We start from the raw sequence: 19745 nt of genomic DNA on the forward strand, positions 1-19745 counted from the left end.
GGGAGCGTTCGGATGCCATTTGTGGGACGTGAGCGAGAAGTGCGCGTCGCGTCGGACCTGATCGGTTCGGGCAGCGGATCCGCGGGTCTGTTCATCGGTGAGAGCGGGTCGGGCAAGACGGCTCTGGCTCGAGAGCTCGCCGCGCGACATGGGGCCGTGCTGGTCACCGTCAGCCCGAACGAGCGCATGTGGCCCCTGTCGGGGCTCACAGCGGTGGCCGCGGCTCTCGACGACGGGCGTGGTGCGGCCGTCGACGGTGTGCTGGCGCGCGGTCGCGACTGGCCCGAGCACCTTCTCGCCGAGGAGGTCAGCCGCACCCTGCACCTCGTGCGCGGCGACGCGTGCGTCGTGGTGATCGATGATCTCGACGACATGGACAGCGCGAGCATCACGGTGCTGTCGTACGTGTTCGGGCGCCTCCGCGGCACGGGCGTGAGCGTGGTGGCCACCAGCGGAACCCTGGAGGGACGCCACGACTTCGCGGGGATGATGCAGACGCGCATCCGCCGGCTCTCGTTCGACGAGTCGGTGGATCTGGCCCGCGCCGCGCTCGGCGACGCCTCGGCACCCGCCGTCCTGCGTATCGTGGCCGAGCTGTCGGCGGGAGATCCGGGCGTGCTCGCGGGGCTGCGCCTGAGCGCCGCGGAGGCGAGCGGTGATGAGCCGCTGAGCGTGCCCCTGCGCCTGCGCGATCAGGCACCCAGCCGCCGGCAGCGGCGCGAGGTTCGGGCGCTGGATCCGCGGTGGGGCGATCTTCTCGACCTGCTCGCGGTCGGACCGGTGTACGGCACCGACCGTCTGCGGCGCGCAGCGCGCGAGAGCGGCGCCGACGTCGACGACCTCGTCGAAGAGGGACTCGTCGTCGTCCGTGGCCAGCTCGCCCGCATCAGCGACCCGGCACGCCGCCTGCGCCGCCACGCCGGCCTCGGAGCCGACGACCGGCGGCGCCTGCACGCGCGCGCAGCCGCCGACCATGCGGGGGCGTACCCCGCCATCCGCGGGTGGCACGGCAGCTTCCTCGACCCGCATGCTGACCGCGAGCCCCTTCTCGCGGGGGCCGTCCTGCTGGCCCGCGAGGGCGAGGCGATGGCCGCCGTCGAATTCGCCGAGCGGGCACTGGCCGGTCGCATCGACGAAGCCCTGCGCTCGAGGCGGCTCGTCGACCTCGGCGAAGCGCTCGTGTTCGGCGGGCACGACGAGCTCGGTCAGCACTACCTGCGCCACGCCGGGTCGAGCTCCGACCCCGACACGCGCGCCCGCGGAGCGATGGCGCGATTGCGCGCACTCTCGGTGGTCGACCACGTCGTCGACGACAGCGTCCTGACGCACGTCGGACCCGGCGTCGGCGCCGAGGGCGCGGCATCCGAGAGACTGCTCTGCGAGAGCGCGGCCCTGCACCTGCACCGCGGCGAGGTCCATCTGGCCGCCGAGCGGATCTCGACGTCGGTCGAGATCGGCGTCGCCTCCACGCGCACGGCGCTGCTGGCGCACATGACGCGCGAGATGGGCGGGCACTGCCCGGAGGTGTCGCCGCTCCGCCTCATCGACGCGGGGGAACCCGCGGTCGATGTCGCGATCCTGACCGCCGGTGTGCAGCTGCTGCGCGAGGACTACGCGGCGGCGCGACAGACCATCCGCGCCCAGCTCGATCACCGACCCCGTCTCGCTCCGCTGTGGCGCGAGCACCTGCTGCGTCAGCTGGTCATCGCCGAGGTGCGCGCGGGCGATCCGACAGCCGCGCGCGAGGCTGTCACGGCGTGGCGCAACGAATGGCTGCCCGGTCGTCGTCCCGACGCCGCGAGCACGCTCATCATCGCCGCGGCCGCGCTGCTGGAGGCTCCGCCCTCGCGTGCCGCCGAGCTCCTCCGGCAGGGGCGCGAGCGCGCGCGTCGCGAGCGGGCCGCCGCCCTGCTGCCGTGGTTCAGCGCGCTCGACGGACTGCGTGCCCTTCGCGAGGGGCTGTACACGGAGGCCGTCGAGCAGCTGCGCGCGGCACAGGTGACGGCTCCCGACGCCGACCCCGCCGTCATGCGCATCGCCGCCGACCTCGTCGAAGCGCTCTGGCTCGCCGGTCGCCGCGCCGAGGCCCTGCACGAGCTCGACCGCCTCGAGCGGCTCGCCGCCGCCTCCCCCCGGCGATGGACGCAGCTCGCGCTCGCCCGCGCCCGCGCCGTTTGCCGCTCGGAGCACGACGGGGCCGAGGCGTTCGACGAGGTCGATGCCATGTTGTCCGCCGACGATGCCCCCGGCGAGCGTGAGAACCTGCGCCTCGCGCGGCTCCGCTGCCTGCCCGACGACCACGCGGCCGTCATCCACACCCTCACGCCGCCGGTCGGAGGCGCCGTCGAACCGGGCGGACTCACTCCGCACGAACAGGAGATCGTCGCACTCGTGGAGCGGGGCCTGCGCAACCGCGAGATCGCCGCGGCACTGTACATCTCGCTGCGTACCGTCGAGCTGCGCCTGACCGGGATCTACCGCAAGCTCGGGATCACCTCGCGCGTGCAGCTCGTCGCGCACCTGCACGGAGCGGTGAGCTGAGCGGGGGATCCTGCACGCTCGAGGTCACCGCACCTGCACGGCTCAGAATCACCTGGCGTGCGCGGCCGATCGCGCATCCTCGCGGAGCGCGAGACGCGGCGTCGCCGCAGCGGGACGCCGGTCGGGACTGCGCCAGCGACCGTCGGAGGGCCGCCCGAGCGCCGCGGTGAGGGCACGCAGGCACAGGGCCGCATCCCAGACCCGCATGAGCGGATACAGCAGCATCGCCATGCGCGGCCGGGTTCCCGACACCAGGCAGACGAAGACGCTCAACGTGAGGTCGACGAGCAGGAATCCCAGCAGCAGCGGGCCCACCGGCAGCACGGCGGCGACCTCCGCGGCCGTGGCGGCGACCTCCCCGCTGCCGAGCGTGCCCACCAGCGCCGCGGCCGTCGCGACGATCAGCACCGGCAGCATGGCCACGAGAACGAGGCTCGACACGACCGTCTCGAGGGCGAAGAGGCCGACCGACGCCCAGAACACCCCGCGGTGAGGTCCGTGCCGGCGCACCGTCTGCCAGAAGCCGAGGCTCCAGCGCCGAACCTGCGCCGAGTAGTCGCGCAGCACCCCGGGATCCTGGGTCTCGGCGATCGCGCACTCGGGGTGGAAGGCGATGCGTCCGAGCTTCTTGGCGTGCACCTCGAAGGTCATGTTGAAGTCCTCGATCGACAGACCGGGCGCGTCGATGTCGATGCGGTCGAGCACATCCGTGCGGTACAGGCTCGCGAAACCGGGCACGATCGCCACGGCATCCGCCCCCTGGGCCGCCTGGCCGAACTTGTGCAGATACTGCGTGCACACGTAGGTGCGCTCGCGGTACGAGGTGAGGAACCGCCCCATGCGTGTGGCAGGAGCCTCCGTCGACGTCGTCGCACGCCCCGCGACGGCCACGACGCCGTCGTCGGTGAACTGCGGCAGGGCCGTGCGCAGGTAGTCGGGGCGCGGGCGGGAATCGGCGTCGAGCAGCAGCAGCAGCGCGAAACGCTCGGCGATGCGGAAGTGCTCGAGTCCGGCGCGGATCGCCCCGGCCTTGCCGCGATTGGGCCGCAGGTCCCACGCCACGGCCCCCGCGGCGCGCGCGCGGGCGACGGTGGCATCGCCCGAACCGTCGGAGACGACGAAGACGTTCCCCTCCGGCACCAGTCGACGGGCGGCGTGCACGGCGTCGGCGATGACGAGCTCCTCGTCGTGCGCGGCGATGAGCACGGCGACATCGGCGCTGCGGTAATACATCGACGGCGTCAGCAGGGTCGCGGTGGGCCGACGCTCCACGACGAGCCGGCAGAGCGCCGCCAGGCCCCAGACGAGCGTGGACACGCCCACCGTGCAGACGGCGACGAGCACGACGAGCGTGGAGGTCATGGCATCCCCCCTCTTCGGGTCTTCGGGGCGAGGGTTCGAGTCGCGGTTTCGGGTCGCGGTCTCGGGTCGCGGGGTCGCGGCGGCATCCGGATCGGGCGGACGAAACGGGCGAGCGGATGCCGTGTCGAGCCCGACCGTACGCGAGCCGGGCCTCGCTGCGACCGCGTCGGCCCGCAGTCGCGGTTGCGGTTTCCCGCATATCCGATTGCGGTCCGCGGGACCCCGCATGATCGCCCCGGGTTCCTTGACCCGCCCGGGCCCGGCACAGCACTGTGAACCGCGGATCAGCTCCGATACCACCTCGCCAGCTGACGCACCACCCGATTCGTCCGAGGGGGCGCCGCATTTCCCCCGCCGCCCTCTCGGACCCGCTGTTGGAGGATGAGAATGTCCACGATCGATGTCCGCGCTGAGGATCTCGCCCCGTCTCAGCCGCGTGCTCACGACACCGCCCCGCTCACCCCGGCCACGCCGGCGTTCGACTTCGACGTCGCGATCGTGGGGCTCGGCTACGTCGGGCTTCCGACGGCCCTGGCCTACCACGCGAGCGGCTCGCGGGTCCTGGCGCTCGACGTCTCCCCCCGTCGGCTGCGGACCATCGCCGCGCGCGGCGCCGACCTCATCGACACCGACCGCGAACGCCTCGACACGGCGCTGCGGACGCCCGCCGCCTTCCGCCTCACCAGCGACACCACCGAGCTTTCGCGGGCCGCCGCCATCATCGTGTGCGTGCCGACTCCGGTCGACCACCAGCAGGTCCCCGATCTCGCCCCGCTGCGGGCGGCATGCGCCACCGTCGTCGCCGCCGCCCGCCCCGGTCAGCTCGTCATGCTCACTTCGACCACTTATGTCGGCTGCACGCACGACCTGGTCGAGGCGCCCCTGCGCGAGCGAGGTTTCGAGATCGGTCGCGACGTGTTCGTCACCTTCAGCGCCGAGCGCATCGACCCGGGCAACATCGGATTCGCGCAGGAGGTCGTCCCCCGCGTCGTGGGCGGCGCCACCCCGCACTGCGAAGAGGAGGGCGCGCGCCTGCTCGCCCGCTACGCGGCGCGGGTGCACCGGGTGTCGAGCCTGGCCACCGCCGAGATGACGAAGCTGCTCGAGAACACCTTCCGCGCCGTCAACATCGCCCTCGCCAACGAGTTCGCCGACATCTGCGGAGCACTCGACGTGCCCGTCACCGAGGTGATCGAGGCCGCGAGCACCAAGCCCTACGGCTTCATGGCGTTCTACCCCGGTCCCGGGGTCGGCGGGCACTGCATCCCGTGCGATCCGCACTACCTGCTCTGGCAGCTCAAGGCACTGCACGTCGACGCGGGGGTCATCACCGAGGCGATGACGCGCATCGCCGCACGCCCGCGCCGGGTGGTCGACCGCATCCGCGACGTGCTCGGTCGCGCCGGCAAGGGCACGCTCGGCGCCCGCGTGCTCGTCGTCGGGGTCACCTACAAGCCCGACGTCGCCGACCTGCGCGAGTCCCCCGCCCTCGAGATCATCGACCACCTCATCGACGTCGGCGCCGAGGTGCAGTACGTCGACACGCATGCCCCGCACATCCACCTCGATTCCGGTCGCGAGCGCGACTCTCTGCCCGATCCGGCGGCCTTCCACCCCGACATCGTGCTCGTGCACACCCGCCACCACGACGCCGACCTGGCGTGGCTCGACGGCGACGCGGTCGTCGTCGACGGCACCTACCGCAGCTCCGACATCGCCGGGCGGGTGCTCCTGTGAGCGGCGTTCCGGTCTCCCCCGCATCCGGAGGATCGCACATGAAGACACTCGTCACCGGCGGCGCCGGCTTCGTCGGCAGCCACCTCGTCGAACACCTGCTCGACCGCGGCGACGAGGTCGTCGTGCTCGACGACCTGTCCACCGGCTCCGCCCGCAACCTCGCGGGAGTGGCCCACGACCCGCGGCTCGAGATGATCCACGGCTCGATCCTCAACGCCAAGACCGTCGACACCGCCATCCGCGGCTGCGACCGCGTGTTCCACCTGGCCGCCGCGGTGGGCGTCAAGCTCATCGTCGAGCAGCCGCTGCGGGGTCTGCGCATCAACATCCACGGCACCGAGAACGTGCTGACCGCCGCGATCGAGCACCAGGCCTCGGTCCTCCTGGTGTCCACGAGCGAGGTGTACGGCAAGAACACCGCCGACCGGCTGCGCGAGGACTCCGACCGCATCCTCGGCGACCCGCTGCTCTCGCGCTGGACCTATGCCGGAGCCAAGGGCATCGACGAGGCGTTCGCGAAGGCGTACTGCGATCAGGAGGGTCTCGACGTCGCGATCGTGCGCCTGTTCAACACCGTCGGACCGCGCCAGACCGGGCGCTACGGCATGGTGCTGCCCAACCTCGTGGGCCAGGCGCTGCGCGGGCACCCGCTGACGGTGTTCGGTGACGGCCTGCAGACGCGGTGCTTCTCGGCCGTCGAAGACGTCGTGCCCGCCATGGTCCAGATCGAGCGCAACCCGCGGGCGCGCGGGCAGGCCTACAACCTCGGCGGGGCGCGCGAGATCTCGATCCTCGATCTGGCGCGCGAGATCATCGAGACCCTCGACAGCCGCAGCGAGATCGCGCTGGTGCCCTACGAGCAGGCCTACGCCGCCGGGTTCGAAGACATGCGCCGACGGGTGCCCGACAACACCAAGGCCCACGACCTGGTGGGCTATGAGCCGCACACCTCCCTCACCTCGACGATCATGCGCGTCGCCGCCGATCTGCTCGCGCGCGAGAAGCTGGGGTCGGATGCCATGCCCCTGGCCGGCGCGGGAACGTTCCGGGGCGTGGCCTGATGTGCGGCATCACCGCCTACCGCGGTCCGGCCGCCGCCGCGTCACGGGCCCGTGCCGCCCTCGAGCGGCTCGAGTACCGCGGGTACGACTCCGCGGGCGTGGCCGCGCGGCACCCCGACGGCACCCGGGTGCACCTGCGTACCCTCGACGGCGTCGCAGCACTCGCCGCACCGGTGGGCGAGAGGGCGGCGGATGCCACGACCGCGGCGATCGGCCACACCCGCTGGGCCACGCACGGTGGCGTGACCGAGACGAACGCCCACCCGATCGAGGACTGCGGCGGGCAGCTGTTCATCGTGCACAACGGCATCGTCGAGAACGCCGACGTGCTGCGGGCGCACCTGATCGCGGCGGGGCACCGCTTCGCGAGCGAGGTCGACAGCGAGGTCATCGTGCACCTGGTCGAACAGGCGCACCGCCCGGGTGTCGGGCTCGGCGACGCGCTCGCCGAAGCGGTCACCCGGCTCGAGGGCACGTGGGCGGTCGTCGCCCTCGACACCCGCACGGGCACCCTCGCGGCGACCGCGCACGGCTCTCCGCTCGTGTTCGCGGAGGGCGACGAGGGGGCGTACTTCGCCAGCGACGTCGGGGCGATCACGCCGGTCGTCTCGGCCTTCCGCGTGCTCGAGGACGACGACGTCGTCGAGGTGGCCGCCGAGGGCATGCGGTGGCACCGCGCGGGCGGCAGCTGTCGTCCGCGCGGCCTCTGGCCCGTGCCGAAGACCGCCCTGCTGTCGAGCAAGGGGCGTCACCGCGACCACATGGGCAACGAGATCGACGAGCAGCCCCTGGTCGCTCAGCGCGTGATCGACGCCCTCGCTCCGGCGATCACCGACGGACTGCTGTGGCGCGGGCTCGGACTCCCTCCCCTCGACGAGATCGACCGCGTCGCGATCATCGGCTGCGGCACGTCGCTGCACGCCGGCCGCGCGATCGCCGGCGTCTTCGCCCGCGTCGGCGGCCTGCCCACCCGAATGCTCATCGCCAGCGAGGCCGCGCACGAGGTCTGGGAGCCCCGCACGCTCGTCATTGCGATCAGCCAGTCCGGAGAGACCGCCGATGTGCTGCGGGCCCTGCAGGGGCTCCCCGCGGAGCACGGCACGGTGCTGGCCCTCACGAACAACCCGTCGTCGTCGCTCGCTCGGCGCGCCGACGCCGTCATCGACTGTCTCGCCGGTCCCGAGATCGGGGTCGCGGCGACCAAGACCTTCGTCGCGCAGGTGCTGACGGGTGTGTGCGTCGCCCTGTCGGGCCTGACCGTCTCTCATCGGGCGGATGCCGCGCTGCTCGACGCCGACGTCCGTGCCCTCACCGCGACCCCCGAGGCGCTGTCGACGGCGCGCGACACGTGGCGGGGCCCTGCCGCGACCCTCGCGGCCGAGTTCGCGCGGGCGTCGGGCTTCCTCTTCCTCGGCCGCGGCGCGGGGCTGGTCTACGCCGCGGAGGGCGCGCTCAAGCTGAAGGAGCTGTCGTATCGCTGGGCCGAGCACCAGCCGGCGGGTGAGCTCAAGCACGGTCCGCTGGCGCTGGTGGATGCCGGCACCCCGGTGTTCGTCGTCGACGACGGCGACCCGCGCCTCGAGGTCGACATCGCCGAGGTGACGGCGCGCGGGGGCCGCGTCATCCGCCTCGGTGAACGCGTGCTGCGGGTGGGCGGTCTCCCCCTGCATCTGCCGCGCACCGGCCCGTCGTGGGGGCCGCTCGAGACGGTCGTGCCCCTGCAGATGTTCGCCCGAGAGCTCGCCCTGCGCCTGCACCGCGACGTCGACAAGCCCCGCAACCTGGCCAAGTCGGTGACGGTGTCCTGAGACTCCCCTCCCCCCACCTCGCTCCGCACGAAAGGCAGTCCCCCATGACCCGACGAGACCTCCGCATCGCCCGCCGGCGCCCGCCGACATCTCCGCGCCGACCGTGGGTGCGTGCCCTCGCGGTGCTCGCGACCCTCGGGGTGGCGGTGGCGGGCTCCGTCGCGCTGACACCCGCCCCCGCCGAGGCGGCCACCCGCACCGTCGTCAGCCTCACGTTCGACGACGGCAACGCCGATCAGCTGAGCGCGCTGCCGGCGCTGAACGCCAACGGCATGAAGGCCACCTTCTACATCCCGTCGGGCTACATCGGTGCGGCCAGCTATATGACCCGTAGCGACCTGACGAACCTGAAGAACCTCGGCATGGAGATCGGCGGGCACACGGTCAACCACGCCGACCTGACGGCGGTCAGTCTCGACGAGGCCAAGCGCCAGATCTGTCAGGATCGCAAGAACCTCACCTCGTGGGGCTTCACCGTCCGCAGCTTCGCCTACCCCTTCGCCGACGCGAACGCCGACGTCGAGAAGGCTGTCGCGGCGTGCGGGTACAACAGCGGCCGGCTGCTGGGCGATATCAAGAGCCGCTTCGGCTGCTCCGACTGCGGGTACGCCGAGAGCATCCCGCCCGCCGACCCCTACGCCCTCGCCGCCCTCGACCAGGTCGACTCGACGTGGACGCTCGCCGACCTGCAGCAGGGCGTGACGAACGCCGAGAAGAACGGCGGCGGGTGGGTGCAGTACACCTTCCATCACGTCTGCGACAACGCGTGCGACGATCTGGCGATCTCCACCTCGGTGTTCGGTCAGTTCCTGTCGTGGCTCAAGACCCGGCAGGCGGCGGGCACCGTCGTCAAGACGATCGGCAGTGTCGTCGGAGGCACCACGAAGCCCGTCGTGAACGGCCCCTCTGTCCCCGCGGTCACCGGATCGACCAACGGCATCGTCAACCCGAGCATGGAGACCGGCGCCCCCGACTGCTGGATGCGCGGGGGCTACGGCAACAACACCGCCGCCTTCAGCACCGGCTCCCCCGCGCACACCGGCAACATCGCCAGCGGGATCACGATGAGCAACTACGTCGACGGCGACGCGAAACTCCTGCCGCAGTTCGATCTCGGACAGTGTTCGCCGACGGTCACACCGGGGCGCACTTACGCGCTGCGCGAGTGGTACCAAGCCAGCGGACCGACGCAGTTCGCGGTCTATCTGCGCTCGACGACGGGCACGTGGTCGTACTGGACCTCGAGCCCCTGGTTCGCCTCGGCGACGGCGTGGACCGAGGCCGACTGGACGACCGCGGCGATCCCCGCCGGGTACAACGGCATCAGCTTCGCCCTGAACATCTTCGGCAACGGAACGCTCCGCACCGACGACCTCGGTCTGTACGACAGCGCGAGCGCTCCGCCGGTGACCGCCCTGACGAAGACCGCCCCGCTCGCGGTGACCGCTCCGGGCACCCCGCAGGGCCCGATCGAGACCGTGCACCCGACCGAGAGCGACGTCAGCGGATGACGCGACGCCCTCGCCTGACGGCGGCGATCACCCCCGCGGTGGTCGCCGCCGTCGGCGGGGTGGGACGACGATCCCGGATGCCGCGCCGGCACCGACCCGCCACGGCGATCACCCTCGCTGTCGTCGCCGTCGTCGGCGTGACGGCGTGCGCCCCCGCGCAGCCCGACCGTCCGCAGACGAGATACCCCTGGCACACCGACATCGTCTCGACGACGTTCTGGGTGGGTGAGGTCTTCGACCCGAACGCCTCCGACGGCAGCCAGCGCATCTCGACCTACGACTCCGACTGGCTGGGGTCGTACGGCGGATGCGACGGCGTCGTCGACGGCGACACGTGCAGCACCGAGGCCCGTACCGCGGCCGACGACTACTTCCCCACGCGCATGACACCGCGCGAGAACCCCTTCTACCTCGACCTGCCCTTCGACGACGTCAACGACGACGAGGGCTTCGCGACCCGCGGAGAGGTGGTCCCGTGGGCGGACAGCGCCCCCTACGCGGCGATCGTCGACGACCCGGCGCAGAGCCTGATGAAGAACCGTTGGGTGGTTCTGCGCAAGGGCGAGCGCACCTGCTACGGCCAGATCGAAGACGCCGGTCCGGGCGAATACCGAGACGCCGCTTACGTCTTCGGCGCCGACGACCGGCGCCCCGCGAACGCCCGCTACAACGGCGCAGGCCTCGATGTGTCCCCCGCTCTGAACGGCTGCCTCGGCTTCGCCGAGCTCGACGGCGACGGCGACACGGTCGACTGGGCCTTCGTCGATGACGCCGACGTGCCCGACGGGCCGTGGACCAGGATCGTCACGGATTCCCCCGTCCGCTGAGCGGATGCCGTGCACGAGGGCGTCTGTTCGCTGGACGCCGAGAACGCAGAAGGGCCGGATGCCATGGCATCCGGCCCTTCTGTGAGATCAGGCGCGTCGGGTCACTGTCCGCGGCGGTCGCGCAGCTGCTGCAGCGCGTCGTCGAGGAGCGAGGCCGCCTCTTCGTCGGAGCGGCGCTCCTTCACGTACGCGAGGTGCGTCTTGTAGGGCTCCGCCTTGGCGAGTGCCGGCGGGTTGGCCTTGTCGCGTCCGGCGGGAAGACCGGAGTGCGGGGAGTCGATCGTCTCGGGGATCTCGTCGTCGGGGATGCCGGCGGCGAAGTAGCGCACCGTCTCGTTGCCGAGGGCGTCCCAGTACGACACGGCCACGCGATCCGCGTGGAAGCCGTGATCCTGCTCGCCCATGGGGCCCGCGCCGACGCGCGAACCACGGATGGCATTGCCGCCACTGGCCATGTCAGATCTCCGCGAACTTGGTGAGGAGACCGAGACCGACGATGGTGACGAACCACACCAGCGCCAGCACGATCGTGAATCGGTTGAGGTTGCGTTCAGCCAGGCCCGACGAACCGAGGGCGGAACTCATGCCGCCGCCGAACATGTCGGACAGACCGCCACCGCGACCCTTGTGAAGCAGGATGAGCAGGGTCAGCAGGAGGCTGGTGATGCCCAGGAGCACCTGCAGGACGAACTCGAGAATCTGCACTGTCGAAAGCCTTTCGCGAGCGGCCAGTCGACCGCACAAGCGTCAAGTATACGGGGACGCGTCTCAGACGCACGGATGCCCGCGGCGGTGAGCCGCGGGCACCCGGGAGAAGGCGTCAGACGCCGACGTGCTTCTGGAAGCGGATGATCGCCGCGAACTCGTCGACGACGAGGCTCGCGCCACCCACCAGGGCACCGTCGACATCGGGCTCGCGCATGAACCCGGCGATGTTGCCCGACTTCACCGATCCGCCGTAGAGCACGCGGGTGCGCGCTGCGGCATCCGCACCGAGCTTGTCGGCGACGACCGCGCGGAGCTTCGCGCAGACCTCCTGGGCCTGATCGGGCGTCGCGGCCTGGCCCGAGCCGATGGCCCAGACCGGCTCGTACGCCACGACGATGTCGGCGTCGGAGGACACACCCTCGAGAGCGACCTCGAGCTGACCCACGGGAACGGCGCTCGCGCCGAACTTCTCGAGGTCGTCCGAGGTCTCACCGACGCAGATGACCGGGACGAGACCGTGGCGGAGAGCCGCCTGGGTCTTCGCCGCGATGACCTCGTCGGTCTCGTGGTGGAACTGACGACGCTCGGAGTGCCCGATGATCACGTACTTTGCGTCGAGCTTGGCCAGGAACTGACCGGAGATCTCGCCGGTGTACGCGCCGGAGTCGTGGGCCGAGAGGTCCTGACCGCCGAGGGCGAACTCGATCTTGTCGGCGTCGAGCAGCGTCTGCACGGTGCGCAGGTCGGTGTACGGCGGGAACACCGCGACCTCGACACTGCCGTTCTCGTGCTTGGCTTCCTTCAGCGTCCAGTGCAGCTTCTGAACGAACGCGACCGCCTGCAGGTGGTCGAGGTTCATCTTCCAGTTGCCGGCGATGAGGGGGGTTCTGGTCACTGCCATCCGAGGACCTCCAGTCCGGGGAGCTTCTTACCTTCGAGGAACTCCAGGCTGGCGCCGCCACCCGTGGAGATGTGACCGAACGCCTCGTCGGCGAAGCCGAGCTGACGCACGGCCGCCGCGGAGTCGCCGCCGCCGACGACGCTGAGGCCGTCGACCTCGGTGAGCGCCTGGGCGACGGTCTTGGTGCCGGCCTCGAACGCCTTCATCTCGAATACGCCCATCGGGCCGTTCCAGAAGACGGTGCGCGAGCCGCGGACGGCCTCGGCGAAGATCTCCGCGGTGCGGGGTCCGATGTCGAGGCCGAGACCGGACGCACCGAAAGCGGTGTCTTCGAGGGCGTCCGCGTCGGCGACCACGTGGTCGGCGTCCGCCGAGAACGAGGCTGCGACGACGGCGTCCACCGGCAGCACGATCTCGACGCCGCGCTCCTTCGCCGAGGCGATGTAGCCCTTCACGGTGTCGATCTGATCCTGCTCGAGCAGGCTCGCGCCGACCTTGTGCCCTTCGGCGACGAGGAAGGTGAACATCATGCCGCCACCGACGAGGAGCTTGTCCACGCGCGGCAGCAGGTGCTCGATGACGCCCAGCTTGTCGCTGACCTTGGATCCGCCGAGCACGACCGTGTAGGGGCGCTCGGGGTTCTCGGTGAGACGGTCGAGGACCTCGAGTTCCTTCTGGATGAGGAGGCCGGCGGCCGAGGGCACGAGCTGGGCGAGGTCGTAGACGCTCGCCTGCTTGCGGTGCACGACACCGAAGCCGTCCGACACGAGGGCGTCGCCGAGACCGGCGAGCTCCCGCGCGAAGGCCTGGCGCTCGGACTCGTCCTTCGAGGTCTCCCCCGCGTTGAAGCGGAGGTTCTCGATGACGGCGACCTCACCGTTCTCGAGCGAGGCCACGGCATCCTGAGCCGACTCGCCCACCGTGTCGCGCGCGAACGCGACCGGCTGGCCGAGAAGCTCGGACAGGCGCTGCGCGACCGGCTCGAGGGAGTACTTCGGGTCGGGGGCCCCGTCGGGGCGGCCCAGGTGCGAGCACACGATCACACGCGCGCCGGCGTTGATCAGTGCGTTGAGGGTCGGCAGCGACGCGCGCACGCGGCCATCGTCCGTGATGATCCCGGCCTTGAGAGGAACGTTGAGATCACAACGGACGATGACACGCGTGCCGGCCAGCGACCCCAGCGAATCGAGGGTGCGCAGAGCCATGGAGGGTCAGAGACGCTCGGCGACGTACTCGGTCAGGTCGACGAGACGGTTCGAGTAGCCCCACTCGTTGTCGTACCACGACGAGACCTTGACGAGGTTGCCGCTGACGTTGGTCAGCTCGGCGTCGAAGATCGACGAGTGCGGGTTGCCCTGGATGTCGCTCGAGACGATCGGGTCTTCGGTGTACTGCAGGACGCCGTTGAGGCGACCCTCGGCAGCGGCCTTCTTGTAGACCTCGTTGACCTGGTCGACGGTCAGACCCTCGGTGGGGGTGACGATCGTGAGGTCGACGATCGAGCCGGTGGGAACCGGAACGCGGTACGACGAGCCGCTGAGCTTGCCGTTGAGCTCGGGCAGCACCAGGCCGATGGCCTTGGCGGCACCGGTCGAGGCGGGGACGATGTTGATCGCCGCACCGCGCGCGCGACGCAGGTCGCTGTGCGGGCCGTCCTGGAGGTTCTGGTCGGCGGTGTACGCGTGAGCGGTCATCATGAAGCCGCGCTCGATGCCGAAGGCCTCGTTGAACACCTGGGCGAGGGGCGCCAGGCAGTTCGTGGTGCACGACGCGTTCGAGATGATGACGTCGGTCTCGGGGTTGTAGGTCTCTTCGTTGACGCCCATGACGATGGTCGCGTCGTCGCCCGTGGCGGGAGCCGAGATGAGGACCTTCTTGGCACCACCGGTGATGTGCTTCTTGGCGTCTTCGGCCTTGGTGAAGCGACCGGTCGACTCGATGACGATGTCGACGCCCAGCTCGCCCCAGGGGAGGTTGGCGGGGTCGCGCTCTTCGAAGACCTTGATGGTCTTGTCACCGACGGTGATGGAGTCTGCGGTGTACGAGACGTCCTCGGTCAGCACGCCGCCGACGGAGTCGTACTTGAGGAGGTGCGCCAGCGACTTGTTGTCGGTGAGGTCGTTCACCGCCACGATTTCGAGGTCGGCACCCTGCGCGAGAGCCGCGCGGAGGTAGTTGCGTCCGATACGGCCGAAGCCGTTGATTCCGATCTTGACGGTCACGGAATATCTCCTGAATCAGTTGTGCGCGAGAAGCGCGTGATTGCGGTGTTCGCTGGCGGACAACGGCGTCCCGGTGGGGTGCCCCACCGGGACGCCGCACCGTTTACGACAGTACCAGCAGACCCGCAGTCTTCTCTCGGGCGGCCGCGAAGCGGTCCTGGGCGTCGGCCCAGTTGGCGATGTTCCAGAACGCCTTCACGTAGTCGGCGCGGACGTTCTTGTAGTCGAGGTAGTACGCGTGCTCCCAGACGTCGAGCAGGAGGATCGGCACGGTGCCCGCGACGATCTGACCCTGCTGGTCGAAGAACTGCTGGATGACGAGGTTCTCGCCGATCGAGTCCCAGAACAGACCCGCCCAGCCCGAACCCTGCACGCCGAGGGCGGCAGCGGTGAACTGCGCGCGGAACGCGTCGAACGAACCGAACTGGTCGTCGATCGCCGACTCGAGGTCGCCGGTGGGCTTGTCTCCACCGTTGGGCGAGAGGTTCGTCCAGAAGATCGAGTGGTTCGTGTGGCCGCCGAGGTTGAACGCGAGGTCCTTCTGCAGGCGGTTGATGTTGGCGAAATCGTTCTTCTCGCGTGCTTCGGCGAGAAGGTCGAGAGTGGTGTTGGCGCCGTTGACGTAGGTCTGGTGGTGCTTGCTGTGATGCAGCTCCATGATCGTCGCGCTGATGTGCGGCTCCAGCGCCGAGTAGTCGTAGGGCAGTTCGGGCAGCGTGTACTTCGCCATGTTCTCTACTTCCGAATCGGGCGCTGCCCCAGACCTCTGTTTCGAGACGACTTGCCGAGACGACGTGCCGAGACGACGGTCGAGGAATCGAGCAGCGAGGGTGACGTCTTCATCCTATTGAGGGTCAACGCCGCACCCCGAGGGTTGCTTCCCCGAATGACGGAGAGTAGACGCCCCGGGCGCGTCGCGAAGGGCTGGCCGGAGGTCGCGAGACCCTGACGACGGCAGGACCGTGGGGGGCGGATGCCGCGGAACCGGTGTCAGCACGAACGCGCGGATGCCGTGAGCTCACGGCATCCGGGAAGATCTTCTCTCCGTCGTCGGCGCCGACGGGCACGGCGGCCTCGGTACCGGGGATCCCGTCGACTTCGGCAGGTCTGATCCGGGTCAGTCGTCGGCGCCGACGGGCACGGCGGCCTCGGTGCCGGGGATCCCGTCGACTTCGGCAGGTCTGATCCGGGTCAGTCGTCGGCGCCGACGGGCACGGCGGCCTCGGTACCGGGGATCCCGTCGACCTCGGCCTTCTTGTCGGCCATCGCGAGCAGGCGGCGAATGCGGCCGGCGACGGCGTCCTTCGTGAGGGGCGGGTCGGCGTGGTGACCGAGCTCGTCGAGGCTCGCGTCGCGGTGGGCGAGGCGCAGCTCGCCCGCCTGCTGCAGGTGCGGGGGAACCTCGTCGCCGAGGATCTCGAGCGCTCGTTCGACGCGGGCGCACGCGGCGACCGCCGCCTGGGCGGAACGCCGCAGGTTCGCGTCGTCGAAGTTCACGAGGCGGTTGACCCCCGCGCGCACCTCGCGGCGCTGACGCATCTGGTCCCACTCCCCCGCGGTGCGACGCGCGCCCATCTCGTAGAGCGCACCGCGGATCGCCTCACCGTCGCGCACGACGACGCGCGGCACTCCGCGCACCTCGCGGGCCTTGGCCGGGATGCCGATGCGGTGGCCCGCGCCGACGAGGGCCATCGCGGCCTCCGACGAGGGGCACGAGATCTCGAGAGCTGCGGAGCGACCCGGGTCGCTGAGGGTTCCGGCGGCCAGGAACGCGCCGCGCCAGATCGCGCTCAGATCGGACCGCGAGCCGGTCGTGAGCTTGTTCGGCAGGCCGCGCACGGGGCGACGACGCTGGTCGAGAAGGCCCGTCTGACGCGCGAGGGTTTCGCCGGCTTCGATGACCCGCACCGCGAACAGCCCGCCCGTGCGTCCGCCGGAGCCCTGCACGTGGTGCAGCTCGGGGCGCACACCGTAGAGCTCCATGAGATCGCGGGCGACTCGGCGCGCGAGCACGTCGGAGTCGAGTTCGGCCTCCACGGCGACGCGGTTGGCGATGGAGTGCAGACCCCCGGAGAAGCGCAGGAGGGCCGTGAGCTCGGCGACGCGCGCGGTCGGGCGAGGGTCACGGACGGTGATGAGCTCGGCCTTCACGTCGGCGGTCAGGGGCACGGTTCTCCTCGGGTGGGGGGCGGCGGGGACGACGTTACAGCCTACTCGCGACCGAGGTCGCGGTGAGCCACCCGCACGGCCACCCCGGGCACATCGGCCAGACGTGCAGCGAGCTCGCGCGCCATCACCACCGATCTGTGCTTACCCCCCGTGCAGCCCACGGCCACCACGGAATGACGCTTGTTTTCGCGCTGATATCCCTCGAGCACGGGGCGCAGCGCCGCCGCGTACGACCCCAGGAACTCCTCGGCGCCCTGCTGGCCCAGCACATATTCCCGCACGCGGGGATCCTCACCGGTGAGCGGGCGCAGCTCGTCGTTCCAGAACGGGTTCGGCAGGAACCGCATGTCAGCGACCAGGTCGACGTCGGGCGGCAGCCCGTACTTGAACCCGAAGCTCATGAGCGTCACGGTGTGCCGCGCCGCACCCTCTTCGCCGAACAGCTCGACGGTGCGCAGCGACAGCTGGTGCACGTTGAGGGCCGAGGTGTCGATGACGACGTCGGCGGCCTCGCGCACCGGGGCCAGACGCTCCCGCTCGCGCCGGATGCCGTCGAGGATCGTGCCGTCGTGCTGCAGGGGGTGCGGGCGGCGGACCGCCTCGAAACGCCGCACGAGCACCGCATCGGAGGCGTCGAGGAACACCACGCGCACCTGCCGACCGGCCTGCAGGGTGCGCATCGCCTCGGGGAGGTCGCCGAACAGCGTGCGCCCGCGCACGTCGACGACCACGGCCACGCGGGGCACGGCACCACCGGCGAGCTCGGTGAGCTCGAGCAGGGGCCGCAGCATGCGCGGGGGCAGGTTGTCGACCACGTACCAGTCGAGGTCTTCGAGCGAGTTCGCGACGGTGGATCGCCCGGCGCCCGACATGCCCGTGACGATCAGCACCTCACCTGGCTCGTCTCGTGCCGGTTCCATGGGTGACCGCCTCCCGTCGTGTCGTTCCAGCCTACCGAGCCAGATGGGTGTGGATGTTCTCGGCGAGGGTCGGTCCGATGCCCGGGAGCTCCATGATCTCGTCGGGTGTGGCGTTCTTCAGCGCCGACACCGAGCCGAAATGCCGCAGCAGCGCCTTGATCCGCGAATCGCCCAGGCCGGGGACCTCGGCGAGGACGCTCGTGATGTCGCGCTTGCGGCGCTTGCGCTGATGCACGATCGCGAAGCGGTGGGCCTCGTCGCGAAGTCGTTGCAGGAGGTACAGGGCCTCGGAGGTGCGCGGCAGGATCACGGGATACTCCTCCCCCGGCAGCCACACCTCTTCGAGGCGCTTCGCGATGCCGCACAGCGCGATCTCCTCGTGGCCGGCGTCGGCGAGGGCGCGTGCGGCGGCGGCGACCTGCGGCTGACCGCCGTCGACCACGAGCAGCTGCGGGCGATAGGCGAAACGCGGACGCTTGCGCGCCGTGACGACCTCGCCGTCGGCCGTCGCCTCCGCCGAGTCGGGGGCGGCGACGATCGCTCCGCCCATCGTCTCGGGCTCGATCTCTTCGGGCCGGTCGAGGTAGGCGAGGCGCCGCGTGAGCACCTGGTACATCGAGTCGGTGTCGTCCGTGGTCTCGGCGACCCCGAACGAGCGGTACTGGTCTTTGCGCGGGAGTCCGTCTTCGAAGACGACCATGGATGCCACGACGTTGGTGCCCGCGAGGTGCGAGATGTCGAAGCACTCGATGCGCAGGGGCGCCTCGGTCATGCCGAGGGCCTCCTGGAGGTCGGTCAGGGCCTGCGACCGCGCCACGTAGTCGCTCGTGCGGCGGGTCTTGTGCAGCATGAGGGCCTGCTGGGCGTTGAGGGTCGCGGTCTTCAGCAGATCGGCTTTGCGTCCGCGCTGGGCGACCTGCAGCGTCACGGGCCGGCCGCGACGCTCGCGCAGCCAGTCCTCGAGCTGTTCGGCGTCGTCGGGCAGCTCGGGCACGAGCACTTGACGCGGGATGTCGGTGGCATCCGCGTCGCCGTAGGTGCGCTGCAGCACCTGATCGACGAGCTCGGCGCCCGAGATGTCGATCTCCTTCTCGATCGTCGTCGCGCGCACACCGCGCACGCGCCCGCCGCGCACGACGAAGTGCTGGACGGTCGCGGCGAGTTCGTCCTCCGCGATGCCGAAGAGGTCGGCATCCGTGTCGGAGGCCAGCACCAGGGCGCTCTTGCCGAGCACCGCGTCGATGGCCTGCAGGCGGTCGCGGTAGTGCGCGGCCGACTCGTAGTCCATCGCCGCCGAGGCCTCTTTCATGCGGGCGGTGAGCTCTCGCGCGAAGCGCTGGTCGCCGCCCGACATGAAGGAGACGAAGTCATTGACGATCGCGCGGTGCTCCTCGATCGTCACCTTCATCGAGCAGGGGCCGCCGCAGCGCCCGATCTGGCCCGGGAAGCACGGTCGTCCGGATGCCATCGCCTTCTTGTACGACGAGTCGCTGCACGTGCGGATCGGGAAGACCTTGATCATCAGGTCGATGGTGTCGTGCACCGCCCAGACCTTCGGGTAGGGGCCGAAGTACTTGGCCCCGCGGATCTTCGGGTTGCGCGTGACGATGACCCGCGGCGCCTCGTCGGCGAGGGTGATCGCCATGAAGGGATACGACTTGTCGTCTTTGTAGCGGACGTTGAAGGGCGGATCGAACTCCTTGATCCACATGTACTCCAGCTGCAGCGAGTCGACGTCGCTCGGCACGACCGTCCATTCCACGCTCGCGGCCGTCGTGACCATGCGGCGCGTGCGCTCGTGCAGCGAGTGCAGCGGAGCGAAGTAGTTCGACAGACGCGCGCGGAGGTTCTTCGCCTTGCCGACGTACAGCACGCGCCCGTCGGCGTCGCGGAACCGGTAGACCCCCGGGTTGGTGGGGATCTCTCCGGCTTTCGGTCGGTACGGGAGCTGCGACATCCGTTCTCGGGATGCCACGGC

The 19745-nt window shown here is 70.6% G+C and carries 16 protein-coding genes; 6 read left to right on the top strand and 10 right to left on the bottom strand.

All coding sequences use genetic code 11. The features are described 5' to 3' along the window. Nucleotides 1-21: 21 nt before the first annotated feature. Nucleotides 22-2541: a LuxR family transcriptional regulator gene (locus M3667_RS09140; RefSeq protein WP_251507470.1), complete on the top strand. Its 2520-nt coding sequence runs from the start codon at nucleotides 22-24 to the stop codon at nucleotides 2539-2541. Nucleotides 2542-2589: 48 nt separating this feature from the next. Here M3667_RS09140 and M3667_RS09145 read toward each other — a convergent pair whose 3' ends face one another. Next, nucleotides 2590-3903, bottom strand: coding sequence for a glycosyltransferase family 2 protein (locus M3667_RS09145; RefSeq protein WP_251507472.1), 1314 nt, complete (start codon nucleotides 3901-3903; stop codon nucleotides 2590-2592). A gap of 387 nt (nucleotides 3904-4290) precedes the next feature. On the opposite strand from M3667_RS09145, the gene M3667_RS09150 reads away from it, so the two are divergent. From M3667_RS09150 to M3667_RS09170, 5 genes are read left to right on the top strand one after another with little or no spacing between them, the layout of a single operon-like run. Then, entirely contained in the window at nucleotides 4291-5640 is a 1350-nt protein-coding gene (locus M3667_RS09150; protein WP_251507474.1) for a nucleotide sugar dehydrogenase, read from the top strand. A gap of 38 nt (nucleotides 5641-5678) precedes the next feature. Beyond that, nucleotides 5679-6701, top strand: coding sequence for an NAD(P)-dependent oxidoreductase (locus M3667_RS09155; RefSeq protein ID WP_251507476.1), 1023 nt, complete (start codon nucleotides 5679-5681; stop codon nucleotides 6699-6701). Continuing rightward, a complete protein-coding gene (glmS, locus tag M3667_RS09160) occupies nucleotides 6701-8509 on the top strand; it encodes a glutamine--fructose-6-phosphate transaminase (isomerizing) (protein WP_251507478.1) in 1809 nt (602 codons plus the stop codon). Before M3667_RS09155 ends, glmS begins: the two co-directional genes overlap by 1 nt. Nucleotides 8510-8553: 44 nt before the next feature. Next, nucleotides 8554-10020: a polysaccharide deacetylase family protein gene (locus tag M3667_RS09165; protein ID WP_251507480.1), complete on the top strand. Its 1467-nt coding sequence runs from the start codon at nucleotides 8554-8556 to the stop codon at nucleotides 10018-10020. After that, the gene (locus M3667_RS09170) at nucleotides 10017-10847 is read left to right on the top strand and encodes a hypothetical protein (protein ID WP_251507482.1); all 831 of its coding nucleotides are present in this window, start codon (nucleotides 10017-10019) and stop codon (nucleotides 10845-10847) included. Before M3667_RS09165 ends, M3667_RS09170 begins: the two co-directional genes overlap by 4 nt. Before the next feature lie 101 nt (nucleotides 10848-10948). Here the strand turns inward: M3667_RS09170 and M3667_RS09175 are convergent, their stop codons facing one another. The 9 genes from M3667_RS09175 to uvrC form a co-directional block, all read right to left on the bottom strand. After that, nucleotides 10949-11302 carry an RNA polymerase-binding protein RbpA gene (locus tag M3667_RS09175; RefSeq protein WP_251507484.1) on the bottom strand — a complete coding sequence of 118 codons (354 nt, stop codon included), beginning with the start codon at nucleotides 11300-11302 and terminating at the stop codon, nucleotides 10949-10951. A gap of 1 nt (nucleotide 11303) precedes the next feature. Next, a complete protein-coding gene (secG, locus tag M3667_RS09180) occupies nucleotides 11304-11552 on the bottom strand; it encodes a preprotein translocase subunit SecG (protein WP_056232190.1) in 249 nt (82 codons plus the stop codon). A 115-nt stretch (nucleotides 11553-11667) separates the two neighbouring features. Continuing rightward, on the bottom strand, nucleotides 11668-12456 hold the full coding sequence (tpiA, locus tag M3667_RS09185; RefSeq protein WP_251507486.1) for a triose-phosphate isomerase: 789 nt from the start codon (nucleotides 12454-12456) through the stop codon (nucleotides 11668-11670). Then, entirely contained in the window at nucleotides 12447-13661 is a 1215-nt protein-coding gene (pgk, locus tag M3667_RS09190; protein WP_251507488.1) for a phosphoglycerate kinase, read from the bottom strand. The genes tpiA and pgk overlap by 10 nt, the downstream gene beginning before the upstream one ends. Before the next feature lie 6 nt (nucleotides 13662-13667). Then, nucleotides 13668-14678, bottom strand: coding sequence for a type I glyceraldehyde-3-phosphate dehydrogenase (gap, locus tag M3667_RS09195; protein WP_251507490.1), 1011 nt, complete (start codon nucleotides 14676-14678; stop codon nucleotides 13668-13670). Nucleotides 14679-14781: 103 nt separating this feature from the next. After that, nucleotides 14782-15408 (bottom strand): superoxide dismutase, encoded by a 627-nt coding sequence (locus M3667_RS09200; RefSeq protein ID WP_144833183.1) that lies wholly within the window; start codon nucleotides 15406-15408, stop codon nucleotides 14782-14784. A gap of 461 nt (nucleotides 15409-15869) precedes the next feature. After that, the gene (gene whiA / locus M3667_RS09205; protein ID WP_144833181.1) at nucleotides 15870-16847 is read right to left on the bottom strand and encodes a DNA-binding protein WhiA; all 978 of its coding nucleotides are present in this window, start codon (nucleotides 16845-16847) and stop codon (nucleotides 15870-15872) included. A 41-nt stretch (nucleotides 16848-16888) separates the two neighbouring features. Next, nucleotides 16889-17767 (bottom strand): RNase adapter RapZ, encoded by an 879-nt coding sequence (gene rapZ, locus M3667_RS09210; protein ID WP_144833179.1) that lies wholly within the window; start codon nucleotides 17765-17767, stop codon nucleotides 16889-16891. A gap of 31 nt (nucleotides 17768-17798) precedes the next feature. Then, a complete protein-coding gene (uvrC, locus tag M3667_RS09215) occupies nucleotides 17799-19724 on the bottom strand; it encodes an excinuclease ABC subunit UvrC (RefSeq protein ID WP_251507492.1) in 1926 nt (641 codons plus the stop codon). Nucleotides 19725-19745: the final 21 nt, after the last annotated feature.

Source organism: Microbacterium sp. P26 (assembly GCF_023712585.1).
Lineage (GTDB): Bacteria > Actinomycetota > Actinomycetes > Actinomycetales > Microbacteriaceae > Microbacterium > Microbacterium algihabitans_A.

Excerpts from the sequence above, each read along its gene's own strand:
- M3667_RS09145 (WP_251507472.1), bottom strand. The coding sequence starts at position 3,903 with ATGACCTCCACGCTCGTCGTGCTCGTCGCCGTCTGCACGGTGGGCGTG.
- M3667_RS09150 (WP_251507474.1), top strand. The coding sequence starts at position 4,291 with ATGTCCACGATCGATGTCCGCGCTGAGGATCTCGCCCCGTCTCAGCCG.
- M3667_RS09155 (WP_251507476.1), top strand. The coding sequence starts at position 5,679 with ATGAAGACACTCGTCACCGGCGGCGCCGGCTTCGTCGGCAGCCACCTC.
- glmS (WP_251507478.1), top strand. The coding sequence starts at position 6,701 with ATGTGCGGCATCACCGCCTACCGCGGTCCGGCCGCCGCCGCGTCACGG.
- M3667_RS09165 (WP_251507480.1), top strand. The coding sequence starts at position 8,554 with ATGACCCGACGAGACCTCCGCATCGCCCGCCGGCGCCCGCCGACATCT.
- M3667_RS09170 (WP_251507482.1), top strand. The coding sequence starts at position 10,017 with ATGACGCGACGCCCTCGCCTGACGGCGGCGATCACCCCCGCGGTGGTC.
- M3667_RS09175 (WP_251507484.1), bottom strand. The coding sequence starts at position 11,302 with ATGGCCAGTGGCGGCAATGCCATCCGTGGTTCGCGCGTCGGCGCGGGC.
- tpiA (WP_251507486.1), bottom strand. The coding sequence starts at position 12,456 with ATGGCAGTGACCAGAACCCCCCTCATCGCCGGCAACTGGAAGATGAAC.
- pgk (WP_251507488.1), bottom strand. The coding sequence starts at position 13,661 with ATGGCTCTGCGCACCCTCGATTCGCTGGGGTCGCTGGCCGGCACGCGT.
- M3667_RS09200 (WP_144833183.1), bottom strand. The coding sequence starts at position 15,408 with ATGGCGAAGTACACGCTGCCCGAACTGCCCTACGACTACTCGGCGCTG.
- rapZ (WP_144833179.1), bottom strand. The coding sequence starts at position 17,767 with ATGGAACCGGCACGAGACGAGCCAGGTGAGGTGCTGATCGTCACGGGC.
- uvrC (WP_251507492.1), bottom strand. The coding sequence starts at position 19,724 with ATGTCGCAGCTCCCGTACCGACCGAAAGCCGGAGAGATCCCCACCAAC.